The following is an 11,603-nucleotide window of genomic DNA, read 5'->3' as shown; positions in this document are numbered from 1 at the left end:
GCGATCGCCTTGCTCGAATCGTTGTTCTGCGCGAAGTARGCCGCTTCCGGGTTGAAGCTGGCGATGTTGTTGGCATCGCGCTTGGCGATGTACTGRGCTTGCACGGCTTCGCGGCTCAGGCCTTCGGCCGACGCAGCGGCGGGCATGCGCAGGTTSGTTTCMGTGTCGAACACATTGCGTTCGGTCGACTGGGCGAAGGCGCCGCCGGCGATGGTCAGGGCGATGGCGGCAACGGCGATTTGGGCTTGCTTGGCGAACATGGTGGTCATCCTTTGAATCGTTGAAACGGGGTTCCGGGCTGGCGGTCTGGGTGGGGAAGTCCGGACCGTCTGTCCTGCCTCGGTGAGTCGTTTGTTTGGTTGCGGCTCATCGATGGGATGAACTGTAGAGATTCACGATTCAGGAATAAACCATCAAGAAGTTCATGGCGTGTTCTCGAAATGCGAACAATAAAGGCAACGCTCCGCCTTGACGATGCCGTGGACCTGCAAATCGATTTAGACCTGAAATGGGTCTAAGTTAGAGCTTGCTGGGCCGAAGTCGGCCGCCTACCATCCGCCCGCTGCCATGCCACCACTCCAGCGTGGCGGCCGCGAGGAGACGCATGGTTCGCTGGAAAGACCTGTCCACGAGCGAGATGACCCTGCTTGACCACGTGTTCTGGTCCAGCCGCATTTCGCGTGAGGCGCTGGCGACGGGCTCGTCGTTTTCGAAGAGCCGCGCGAACGCCGCGGTGGCCGGCATGTTGGAACAAGGCGTGCTCGAAGCCACCGGCGAGCAGGTGGCCACCGGCGGCCGGCGGGCCGAAACATTGCGCCTGTCGCGCAACCTCGGCGTTCTGCTGGGCGCGGCATTAGGTGCCACCGGGCTGGAGGTGGGCGTGATGACGCCCGACCTGGAACTGCTGGCCCACCACAGCGAGCCAGCCGATGTGCGCGACGGGCCGGCGGTGGTGCTGTCGCGTGTGCGCACGCTGATGCGCGAGTTGCTGACGCAATGCGGCGCCAAGGTGCGCGACGTGATCGCGATCGGCATTGGCGTGCCGGGGCCGGTGGACTTTGGTCTTGGCCAACTGGTCAACCCGCCGCTGATGCCGGAGTGGGACGCCTATTCGATCCGCGAAGACCTGAAGGTCGATTTCAGCGCGCCGGTCTACGTCGACAACGACGTCAACGTGATGGCRCTGGGCGAGCTGTGGCGCATGCAGCGCGGGCTGCAGAACTTCCTCGTGATCAAGGTCGGCACGGGCATCGGCTGCGGCATCRTCTGCCACGGCCAGGTCTACCGCGGCGCCAACGRCTCGGCCGGCGACGTGGGCCACATCTGCGTCGACCCGCAAGGGCCGCGCTGCCACTGCGGCAACCTCGGCTGCGTCGAGGCGATGGCCGCCGGCCCGGCGATCGCACGAGCCGCCACCGAGGCGGCGCACGGTGGCCAGAGCCCACTGCTCAAGCAGATGCTCGACGAGCGTGGCACGCTGAAGCTGCAAGACGTGGCGCAGGCCAGCCGCGCCGGCGATGCGGCGGCCAACGCGATCGTGCAGCGCTCGGGCGCACTGGTCGGCCAGATGCTCGCGGCGGTGGTGAATTTCTACAACCCGTCGCACATCTTCATCGGCGGCGGCATCCAGAAGATCGGCCCGCTGTTCCTGGCCGCGGTACGCCAAAGCGTCTACCACCGCTCGCTGGCGCTGTCGACGCGGCACCTGGAGATCCAGTACACGCCGCTCGGCGAACGTGCCGGCTTGATCGGCGCCGGTGTGCTGGGCATGCAAGAAAGCCTGCAGATGCGCGAGGCGGCGGTGTGATCTCTCTGGCCTTTCACGATGTCGTGAAGGCCTTCGGGCCGGTGCAGGTGCTGCACGGCGTCAGCTTTGCGCTCGCACCAGGGCGCATCTATGGATTGCTCGGGGAAAACGGAGCCGGCAAGTCGACGCTGATGAAGATCGCTGCCGGCTACGAAATGCCGAGCGGCGGCGAACTGCGTGTCGACGGCCAGCCGGTGAACTTCGAAGGCTCGCGCCAAGCCGAGGCCGCCGGCATCGTGCTGATCCACCAGGAGTTCAACCTGGCGGACGCCTTGACGGTGGCGCAGAACGTGTTTCTCGGCCACGAGAAGCGGCGTGGCTGGCGGCTGGACGACGCGGCGATGCGCGCCGAGACCGCGGCGTTGCTGGCCGACGTCGGACTGAACATCGACCCCGACACGCGGGTGCGCCAGTTGATCGTCGCCGAGAAGCAACTGGTCGAGATCGCCAAGGCGCTGGGCCGCAAGGCTCGCTTGTTGATCATGGACGAGCCGACCGCGACGCTGACGCCAAGCGAGACCGAGCGCCTGTTCACGCTGATGGCGCGACTGAAGGCCGAGGGCGTGACCATCGTCTACATCTCGCACAAGCTCGACGAGGTCGAGCGCATCACCGACGAGGTGATCGTGATGCGCGACGGCCGCTTCGTCACCCGCGAGGCTACCGTGTCATTGACACGGCAGCAGATGGCCCAGCTGATGGTTGGCCGCGAGCTGTCCGACCTGTTTCCGCCGCGCTTGCCAGTGCCAACGAATGACGCACCGCCGCGGCTGAGCGTGCAGGGTCTGTCGGTGCCAGGCTGGGCCGATGACGTCAGCTTCGATGTGCGAACCGGCGAGATCCTTGGATTTGCAGGGCTGGTCGGGGCAGGGCGCACCGAGTTGTTCGAGGGTCTGCTGGGGCTGCGCCCGCGCAGTGCCGGCCGCATGAACCTGGACGGCCGCGCGGTGCGTATCGGCAGCCCGCGTGAGGCCGCCGACCTGGGGCTGACCTACCTGAGCGAAGACCGCAAGGGCAAGGGTCTGCATGTCGCCTTCGGGCTGGCCGAGAACCTGACGCTGATGGCGTTGCAGCGCTACGCTCAACCCTGGCTGYGGCCTAGCGCCGAGCGCGCGGCGCTGCAAGAGGCAGTCACTGCATTCGGCATCCGCACTGGCTCGCTGGATCTGCGTGCTTCTTCCTTGTCTGGCGGCAACCAACAAAAGCTCGCGCTGGCCAAGGTGCTGCATCCGAAGCCGCGCGTGGTGGTGCTGGACGAGCCAACGCGTGGTGTCGACATCGGCGCCAAGCGCGACATCTACTTTCTGATCCAGCGTCTGGCGGCTGAAGGCCATGCGGTGGTCGTCATCTCGTCCGAACTGGTCGAGCTGATTGGCCTGTGCCACCGCGTCGCGGTGATGCGCGCGGGCCGGTTGCAAGCGGTGTTGCCGGCCGAAGGGCTGAGCGAAGAAACGCTGATTGCCCATGCGACCGGGACGCATTGAAATGCTGCTTCGATGCCGCCGGCGATCTCATTCGTTCCGCAATGGTGGTGGCGGCAGGGCGGCGGCGGTGCCCCCGTTCTCCGGCCCACGCTCGCGGGGCACGGTCGCGGCACATGATGGACATCTGCGTCATCACCGTGGTGCCTGGGCGCCGTGGGGGCGACCGCGAATGGGGCCTGCGCCCGGGGGCACCACCACCACCCTGCAGGCGCCGTCCGTAGCGTGCCGCGCGCAAGCCCGCCACCACGCTCCGCACTTGGCAGGTGGAATGAGCAACCTCGCCAGTGCGAGAACACTGAGATGGCAGTGATACCCGCCACGACCAATGCCAACCGCGCTGCAAACCAAATGCGGCGGTGGGATCGTCTGCACGGCTACGGCCCCGTGCTCGGCCTGGTGCTGCTCTGCATCGCCGGCACGTTGCTGAACCCCGAGTTCGCGACGCTCGATAACGCGCTGAATGTGCTGACCCGCACCGCCTTCATCGGCATCATCGCGGTGGGCATGTGCTTCGTCATCGTCTCGGGCGGCATCGATTTGTCGGTCGGCTCGATGGCGGCGCTGATCGCCGGTAGCGTGATCATGCTGATGAACGCATTGGCGCCGCGCGGGTGGCCGCCAGTGGCCATCGTCGTGGCCGGCATGGGCTTCGCGGTGCTGCTCGGCGCGGTGTTCGGTCTCGCGCACGGCCTGTTGATCACCCGCGGCCGCATTGAGCCCTTCATCGTCACGCTGGGCACGCTCGGCATCTTCCGCGCTTGCCTGACTTACTTTGCGGATGGTGGCGCGCTGACGCTCGACAACACGCTGGCCGACGTCTACAGCCCCGTCTACTACGCCAGCCTGTTGGGCGTGCCGGTGCCGGTGTGGATCTTTGCGCTGGTGGCTGGCGTTGGCGGCTTGATCTTGAACCGCACGGCCTACGGCCGCTACGTGCAGGCGATCGGCTCGAACGAACAGGTGGCGCGCTACGCCGCGGTCAACGTCGACCGGGTCAAGGTGATGACTTATGCATTGCTCGGCGTGTGCGTCGGCGTAGCCACGCTGCTGTATGTGCCGCGCCTGGGCTCAGCCTCACCGACCACCGGGCTGCTGTGGGAGCTGGAAGCTATTGCCGCGGTGATCGTCGGCGGTACCGCGCTGCGTGGCGGCGCCGGCAGCATCGTCGGCACGGTGGTCGGCGCCGTGCTGCTCTCGGTGATCAGCAACATCCTGAATTTGACCAACATCATCAGCGTCTACCTCAACGCTGCGGTGCAAGGCTTCGTGATCATCGCGGTGGCCTTCACGCAACGGCGGCGGCCATGACGCCTGTCTGCATTCCTCGTCGGCAGCGATGCACTGCCTTTTCACTGGTACTGACCCTTTGGAGACACCCATGAGCCTGACCCACCGCCGACTTGCCGTGGCCTTTGCGGCTGCCGTTGCCCTGAGCTTCAGCCTCGGGGCACGCGCGGCCGATGCGAAAGACGTCAACGTCGGCGTCGCCATCCCGGCGGCGACCCATGCGTTCACCGCCGGCATCGTCTTCTGGGCCAACCAGGCGAAGAAAGACCTCGAGGCCGCGCACCCGGGCCTGAAGGTGACAGTGAAGACCGCGAGTGGGGCGCCCGAACAGGCCAACCAGCTGCAGGACCTGGTGACCGCCACCAAGATCAACACGCTGGTGATCTTTCCGTTCGAATCGGCCGCACTGACCAAACCGGTCGCGCAGGTCAAGGCCAAGGGCATCTACGTGACGGTGGTCGACCGTGGCCTGACCGACACCAGCGCACAGGATGCCTACGTGTCGGGTGACAACACCGCGTTCGGCCGCATTCCGGCTGAGTATCTGGTCAAGGCGCTGAACGGCAAGGGCAACATCGTCGCGCTGCGCGGCATTCCGACGACGATCGACAACGAGCGCATGGATGCGTTCAACGCGGTGCTGAAGAGCCACCCCGACGTGAAGCTGCTCGACGCCAAGCACGGCAACTGGAACCGCGACGACGCGTTCAAGGTGATGCAGGACTATCTGACCCGCTTCAAGCAGATCGACGCGGTGTGGGCCGCTGACGATGACATGGCGGTGGGCGTGCTGAAAGCAATCGAGCAGGCCAAGCGGCAGGACATCAAGATCGTGTTCGGCGGCGCCGGCATGAAGAGCATGGTCAAGACGCTGATGGACGGCAGCAACCCGCTGATCCAGGCCAATGTGTCGTACTCACCGAAGTTCATCTACGACGCGATCAAGCTCACCACCGAGGCGAGGCTGAAGGGCGAGAAGCTGCCGCCCAGCACGATCATCCCGTCGGTGCTGATCACCAAGGAGAACGCCAAGCAGTTCTACTTCCCCGACTCTCCCTTCTAACAACCGCTGGCCCCTAGGTCCAGGCTTCGCCCGGCCCGTCCCCCGAGGGGATCAAGAAACTCGGGAGCGGCCCTTCATTTCTTGAGGTCACCATGGCTCGCCCCATCACCCTGTTCACCGGCCAATGGGCCGACATGCCTTTGACCCAACTCGTGCCGCTGGCCAAGCGCATGGGCTACGACGGCCTGGAGCTGGCCTGTTGGGGCGACCACTTCAACGTGCAAGAGGCACTGGCCTCGCCGCGCTATGTGGCCGACAAGCGTGGACTGCTGCGCGAGTACGGCATGGAGTGCTACGCGATCGGCAACCACTTGACTGGCCAGGCGGTGTGCGACCGCATCGACGAGCGTCACCAGGCGATCCTGCCAGCGCATGTGTGGGGCGATGGGGACCCCGAAGGTGTGCGTCAGCGCGCCGCGCAGGAGATGAAAGACACGGCACGCGCCGCAGCCCGCTTCGGCGCCAAGACGGTCACCGGCTTCACCGGCTCGTCGATCTGGCATGCGGTGTACGCCTTTCCGCCGACGCCGCAGGCCTACATCGACAAAGGCTTCGCGGACTTCGGCGCCCGCTGGACACCGATCCTCGATGTGTTCGACGAGCGCTGCGTCAACTTCGCGCTCGAGGTGCATCCGACCGAGATCGCGTTCGACATTGCGTCGGCCGAGCGCGCGATCGACGCGGTCAACGGCCATGCGCGCTTCGGCTTCAACTTCGACCCCAGTCACCTCGCCTACCAGGCGGTGGACTACGTCGGCTTCGTGCGCCGCTTCGGCTCCCGCATCTTCAACGCCCACATGAAAGACGTGTGGTGGAACAAGGGCGACGGCACGGTCGGCGTGTTCGGTGGTCACACGGCATTTGGTGACGCGCGGCGCAACTGGGACTTCCGCAGCGTCGGCCGCGGCATGATCGATTTCGAAGCCATCATCGTCGCGCTGAACGACATGGGCTACGCCGGCCCCTTGAGCGTGGAGTGGGAAGACAGCCGCATGGACCGCGTGCACGGCGCAACCGAGAGCGCCGCCTTCTGCCGCAAGCTCGACTTCCCGCCCGCGGCCGGTGCCTTCGACGCTGCGTTCGACAACAAGACGCCGCAGGGCGGCATGGCGGGTTGATGCCCGGCCGCACGCTCCGCTGCGCAATGGTCGGCGGTGGCCGCGACGCCTTCATCGGCGCGGTGCACCGGCAGGCGATGGCGCTCGACGGTGAGATCAAGTTGGTGGCGGGTGCCTTGTCGTCGCAACCGGACCGGGCCTTGGCCTCCGGCCGCGACCTCGGGTTGGCGCCCGAGCGCAACCACCCCAGCTGGCAAGCCCTGCTGCAGCATGAGCTGAACCTGCCGCGCGGCGAACGCATCGACTTCGTCAGCATCGTCACGCCCAACCACGTGCACCATCCGGTGGCCAAAGCCTTTGCCGAAGCCGGCATCCACGTCGTCTGCGACAAGCCTCTCGTGCACACCAGTGCGCAGGCCGATGAGCTGGTGCGCATCACACGCGAGCGCGGCATCGTCTTCGGTGTGACCTACAACTACATCGGCTACCCGATGGTGCAGCAGGCACGCCAGATGGTGCGCGCTGGTGCAATCGGCGAGTTGCGCAAGGTGGTGGTCGAGTACCACCAGGGCTGGTTGGCCCGGCGGCTCGAGCCAGGTGCCAACAAGCAGGCTGACTGGCGCATGGACCCGGCCCGCAACGGCATCGCCGGTGCGATGGGCGACATCGGCTCGCACGCCGAGAACCTGGTCGCGACGGTGACCGGGCTGGAGCTTGAGAGCCTGTGCGCCGACCTGACCGCCTTCGTGCCCGGCAGGCCGCTCGATGACGATGCGAGCCTGCTGCTGCGTTTTCGCGGTGGCGCGCGCGGCGTGCTGCTGGCCTCGCAGGTGGCTGCTGGTTGCGAGAACGACCTGAGGTTGCGCGTGTTCGGCAGCGAGGGCACCCTCGATTGGCGCCAGGAGGAGCCCAACACACTCGTCCATGCACCGTTGAACGGGCCGCGTCAGCTGCTGACGCGCGGCTCGCCGTGGCTCGGCACTGCGGCTCACCAGGCCACGCGCCTGCCAGCCGGCCACCCCGAGGCCTTCATCGAGGCATTTGCCAACGTCTACCGTGGCATCGCGGCCGATGTGCGGGCGCGCGAGTCTGGCCAACTGCCAACGGCACCGGGCCGCTATGCCACGGTGGAAGACGGCGCGCTTGGCGTTCGCTTCATCGAAGCGACAGTGGCCTCGTCGCGCAGCGAGCAGAAGTGGACGCCGCTGGGCTGAGGTCTGTGCTTCATCGAGGCCACCGGTCGCGGTAGAAATCGACGAAGGCCCGCGCCGCTGCACTGATGTGGCGGCCCGGTGGGAAGACCGCGAACACGCCACCCGACGGCAGCCGCCAATCGGGCAACAGGCGCTGCAGCCGGCCCTCGGCGAGGTCGGCCTGCACGGTCAACCGGTCCATCACGCTGACGCCGGCACCGTTGAGCAGCAGCGCGCGCAAGGCGGTGGCCGAATCGGTTTGCAGCCGTGCGTTCATGCGTACGCTGCGGGTGTGGCCGTTGCGGGCCGTGAAGGCCCAGGTCAGCGGCGTGGGCAGCAGCGTCAGCGAGACCCAGGCGTGTTGCGCCAACTCGTCCGGGTGCTTGGGCACGCCGGCGCGTTGCAGGTAGCTGGGCGCGGCGATCGTGTACTGCTCGAAGTCAGCCAGCCGCACAGCACGCAGTGACGAATCGCGCAACCAGCCCATCCGGAACGCGATGTCGATGCCCTCGGCCAGCATGTCGCTGACCCGGTCGCTGGCGTGCAGCGTGATGCGCAGGGCCGGGTGCAGCGTGGCGAACTCGGCCACCGCCGCGCCCATGTGTTGTGCGGCATGGTCCACCGCCGTGGCGATGCGCAGCGTGCCGCTGACCTCGGCGCTGCTGTGTGCGGCGCGCGCCACCGCATCGCCCAAGCCGGCCAGCAGCGGCGCAGCGTCGTCGAGCAGCTGCTGGCCTGCGTCGGTCAACCGCACCTGGCGGGTGGTGCGCGTGAACAAGGCGGTGCCGAGCGCACGTTCCAGCCGCTGCACGTCCAGGCTCACGCGGGCTTTGCTGATGCCCAATCGATCCGCGGCCGCTGTGAAGCCACCGCACTGCGCCACGGCGACGAAGGCGCCGAGCCGGTTCAGGTCATTCGGATCATCCGTCGACATGGCCTGGGATTGTCAATCAATGAAGGACAGTGTGTCGCGACTGGACCGATTTATCGAAACGACGAATCAGCCCATCATTGAAGCCATCGCAACGACACTGAAGAAAGACACACCATGAAGATCGCACTGATTGGCGCCAGCGGGTTCATCGGCTCGGGCCTGCGCGAAGAAGCCCTGTCGCGCGGCCACCAGGTCACCGCGCTGGTGTCCAACCCGGCCAAGCTGGCCGCCGCGTCGAACCTGAGCGTGAAGGCGGTCGACGTCAATGACACCGCGGCGCTGGCCACCGCGCTGGCTGGCCACGACGTGGTCATCAGCGCGTTCAGCGGTCATGCGCAACAGGACGTGCGCGAAGCCTATGGCCGCGGTGTGCGCTCGATCATCGCGGCTGCCAAGCAGGCCGCGGTGCCGCGCCTGCTGGTCRTCGGCGGTGCCGGCAGCCTCGAAGTCGCGCCGGGCAAACAACTGGTCGACAGCCCCGAGTTCCCGGCCCAGTACAAGGGCACGGCCGAGGGTGCACGTGACGCGCTGAACTGGCTGCGCGACGAGCCGACGCTGGACTGGACGATGCTGAGCCCGTCGATGATGATCCAGCCCGGCCCGCGCACGGGGCAGTTCCGCCTTGGTGGCAACCAGCTGCTGTTCAGCGCCGAGGGCAAGAGCGAGATCTCGGTCGCCGACTACGCGGTGGCGATGCTGGACGAGGCCGAGCGCGGCGCACATCGCCGGCAACGTTTCACGGTCGGTTATTGACCTTCGCCGGCGGTGGCAAGGTGGCGCGGCGATACTCTAGTGTCCTGTCCCAGAAATACGCCGCATTGAGATTCGACCAGATGGTGATGATCGTGTGGCCGGACGGCTGGGCAGATACCCAGCGTATCTGCCCTGATGGCCGGGCGCGCGAGGGCGCCATCTGGTCGAACCCGAAGGGCGGACCGATATGGGGCGCTCGCAGCGCCGCCAAGCCGGGCCGATACCGCCGGGTATCGGCCCGGCTCGGCGACTCGCGATCATCCCCATCTCGGCCCGTCCAATGCGGCGTATTTCTGGGACAGGACACTACTTGCCATGCCGCTGCCACTTCCCGACCCCTTGCTGACCCCCACGACCGCCGGTTTGCGCCGCCGGTCGTTCGTTGCTTCGGCGCTGGCCGCAACCCCGTTGCTCGCCTTTCCCGAACTGGGCCGCGCCGTTGGCGAGCCGCCGAATGCGGTGGACGCTGCATCCGAGGCCGACACGGCCGCACGCGTGCCTGCCATCGACTGGGACTGGGTAGACACCGCGCGCCAGCGCAAAGTGCCGGTGCGCCTGTACTGGCCGCTGAAGGCGGTCGCTTCGACCACCGCGCCGGTGCCGCTGGTGGTGTTCTCGCACGGCATTGGCAGCTCGCGCCTGGGCTACAGCTATTTCGGCCGCCACTTGGCCACCCAAGGCTGGGCCAGCCTGCACGTGCAGCATGTGGGCAGCGACAAGGGGCTGTGGTTCGGCAACCCGTTCAGCCTGATTGGCCGCTTGCGCAACGCGGCGCAGGAAGCCGAAGCCATCCAACGCGTGCGTGACTTGCGCTTCGCGCTGGATCGTTTGCTCGACCCGGCCCTGCAGCACCCGCTGACCGGTCGCCCGGCCGAAGCCATCGACACGCAGCGCATCGTCGCGGCGGGCCACTCGTATGGCGCCAACACCACCTTGCTGGCGGTCGGTGCACGAGTCGAACGCGGCCAACAGGTCTTCGACTTTCACGACCCTCGCTTTCGTGCCGCGATCCTGATGTCGGCGCCGCCTTTTTACGGCGAGCGTGACCTGGCCACCATCCTGGCGCCGGCGCGACTGCCCACCTTGCACATCACCTCCAACGACGACCTGATCATGATCCCGGGCTACCGCTCGGGCCTCGAAGACCGACTGGCCGTGTACGACGCGATGCCCGACCCGCGCAAGGCGCTGGTGGTGTTCGACCACGGATCGCACGGCATCTTCACCGACCGCACGGTGACCGGTGGCTTCGAGTTGAACCAGCAGGTCAAGGGCGCGACCAAGTCGCTCGCCGCCGCCTTCTTGCGCAACCAGTTCGAGCGCGACGAAGCCGCGCTGCCGGGCTGGCGCGAACGCTGGCGGCCGATCGTTTCGCGCTCGGCCGGCTTGTTGGGGACGATGACGGCACCGGCGCCTGCGCAGCAGGTGCAGATGGTCAACGCCGACTCGGTTTGATCTTGGGCGGTGCGGGCGCCTCACGCGCCGCCTGCCAAGTACGCAGCCAGACCGTCAGGAACTCGGCAAAGCCTTCCGCCGCCGGTGGGATCGTGCGCTGCGCCGACCGGTACAGGCAGACTTGGCGCATCACCTCGGGCGCTTGCACCCGCCGCATCACCAGACCGAGCGGCTCGGCCAGCGCGGCCACATAGGCGGGCGAGAGCGTCAGCGCCAGGCCTTGCGAGGCGAGGCCGAGCGCCGTGGTGATGTTGTCGACCACTTCGACCGGCACGATGCGCGTGCCCTCGGGCTGCTCGGCGCGCATCTGCGCCACGCTGCGCTCGTGATCGCGGCCGGCGGCGACCAGCGGCTGGTCGCGCAGGTCGCGCCAGCGCAGGCTCGGTTTCGAGGCCAGTGGGTGGTCGGCCGGGCACCACAGCACCCAGGGGCTGTCGAGCAGGGCGGTGCGTGTCACGTCGGCGCCGGTCGTGCGATCGGGGCCGAGGCCGAGGTCGGCGTCGCCCGAGGCCACCGCATCGACCAGTTGTTCGACGGCTGCATCGCGGATGCGTACGACGACCTTGGGC

At 67.1% G+C, this 11,603-nt stretch carries 11 protein-coding genes; 8 read left to right on the top strand and 3 right to left on the bottom strand.

The window, feature by feature from the left end; all coding sequences use genetic code 11:
• On the bottom strand, positions 1-260 hold a 260-nt coding region (locus AC1DYI_RS16270), incomplete at its 3' end, for a hypothetical protein (protein WP_477205172.1).
• Positions 261-637: 377 nt separating this feature from the next.
• On the opposite strand from AC1DYI_RS16270, the gene AC1DYI_RS16265 reads away from it, so the two are divergent.
• The 6 genes from AC1DYI_RS16265 (at position 638) to AC1DYI_RS16240 (ending at position 7,913) form a co-directional block, all read left to right on the top strand.
• A complete protein-coding gene (locus AC1DYI_RS16265; protein ID WP_477205171.1) occupies positions 638-1,807 on the top strand; it encodes an ROK family protein in 1,170 nt (389 codons plus the stop codon).
• Entirely contained in the window at positions 1,807-3,291 is a 1,485-nt protein-coding gene (locus tag AC1DYI_RS16260) for a sugar ABC transporter ATP-binding protein (protein WP_477205173.1), read from the top strand. The genes AC1DYI_RS16265 and AC1DYI_RS16260 overlap by 1 nt, the downstream gene beginning before the upstream one ends.
• A 300-nt stretch (positions 3,292-3,591) precedes the next feature.
• Entirely contained in the window at positions 3,592-4,599 is a 1,008-nt protein-coding gene (locus tag AC1DYI_RS16255) for an ABC transporter permease (RefSeq protein ID WP_477205170.1), read from the top strand.
• 70 nt (positions 4,600-4,669) lie between these two features.
• Positions 4,670-5,641 carry a substrate-binding domain-containing protein gene (locus AC1DYI_RS16250; RefSeq protein ID WP_477205169.1) on the top strand — a complete coding sequence of 324 codons (972 nt, stop codon included), beginning with the start codon at positions 4,670-4,672 and terminating at the stop codon, positions 5,639-5,641.
• 92 nt (positions 5,642-5,733) lie between these two features.
• On the top strand, positions 5,734-6,759 hold the full coding sequence (locus AC1DYI_RS16245; RefSeq protein WP_477205168.1) for a sugar phosphate isomerase/epimerase family protein: 1,026 nt from the start codon (positions 5,734-5,736) through the stop codon (positions 6,757-6,759).
• A complete protein-coding gene (locus tag AC1DYI_RS16240) occupies positions 6,759-7,913 on the top strand; it encodes a Gfo/Idh/MocA family protein (RefSeq protein ID WP_477205167.1) in 1,155 nt (384 codons plus the stop codon). The genes AC1DYI_RS16245 and AC1DYI_RS16240 overlap by 1 nt, the downstream gene beginning before the upstream one ends.
• A gap of 10 nt (positions 7,914-7,923) precedes the next feature.
• Here the strand turns inward: AC1DYI_RS16240 and AC1DYI_RS16235 are convergent, their stop codons facing one another.
• A complete protein-coding gene (locus tag AC1DYI_RS16235; RefSeq protein ID WP_477205166.1) occupies positions 7,924-8,826 on the bottom strand; it encodes a LysR family transcriptional regulator in 903 nt (300 codons plus the stop codon).
• 114 nt (positions 8,827-8,940) lie between these two features.
• On the opposite strand from AC1DYI_RS16235, the gene AC1DYI_RS16230 reads away from it, so the two are divergent.
• Together AC1DYI_RS16230 and AC1DYI_RS16225 are read left to right on the top strand one after the other, a co-directional pair.
• A complete protein-coding gene (locus AC1DYI_RS16230) occupies positions 8,941-9,579 on the top strand; it encodes an NAD(P)-dependent oxidoreductase (protein WP_477205165.1) in 639 nt (212 codons plus the stop codon).
• A gap of 315 nt (positions 9,580-9,894) precedes the next feature.
• Positions 9,895-11,034: an alpha/beta hydrolase family protein gene (locus AC1DYI_RS16225; protein WP_477205164.1), complete on the top strand. Its 1,140-nt coding sequence runs from the start codon at positions 9,895-9,897 to the stop codon at positions 11,032-11,034.
• On the opposite strand, the gene AC1DYI_RS16220 is transcribed toward AC1DYI_RS16225, so the two are convergent.
• Positions 11,015-11,603 (bottom strand): LysR substrate-binding domain-containing protein (locus AC1DYI_RS16220; RefSeq protein ID WP_477205163.1); only part of this gene is annotated, 589 nt, incomplete at its 5' end. The genes AC1DYI_RS16225 and AC1DYI_RS16220 overlap by 20 nt on opposite strands.

The organism is Ideonella sp. P3_A4, assembly GCF_056403075.1.
The sequence above is the reverse complement of the archived record's forward strand: the minus strand, read 5'-3'. Positions and strand labels throughout refer to the sequence as shown.

What these genes read in the sequence shown, in the direction of transcription:
- AC1DYI_RS16245 (WP_477205168.1), top strand. Translation starts at nt 5,734, where the DNA reads ATGGCTCGCCCCATCACCCTGTTCACCGGCCAATGGGCCGACATGCCT.
- AC1DYI_RS16240 (WP_477205167.1), top strand. Translation starts at nt 6,759, where the DNA reads ATGCCCGGCCGCACGCTCCGCTGCGCAATGGTCGGCGGTGGCCGCGAC.
- AC1DYI_RS16235 (WP_477205166.1), bottom strand. Translation starts at nt 8,826, where the DNA reads ATGTCGACGGATGATCCGAATGACCTGAACCGGCTCGGCGCCTTCGTC.
- AC1DYI_RS16225 (WP_477205164.1), top strand. Translation starts at nt 9,895, where the DNA reads ATGCCGCTGCCACTTCCCGACCCCTTGCTGACCCCCACGACCGCCGGT.
- AC1DYI_RS16250 (WP_477205169.1), top strand. Translation starts at nt 4,670, where the DNA reads ATGAGCCTGACCCACCGCCGACTTGCCGTGGCCTTTGCGGCTGCCGTT.
- AC1DYI_RS16255 (WP_477205170.1), top strand. Translation starts at nt 3,592, where the DNA reads ATGGCAGTGATACCCGCCACGACCAATGCCAACCGCGCTGCAAACCAA.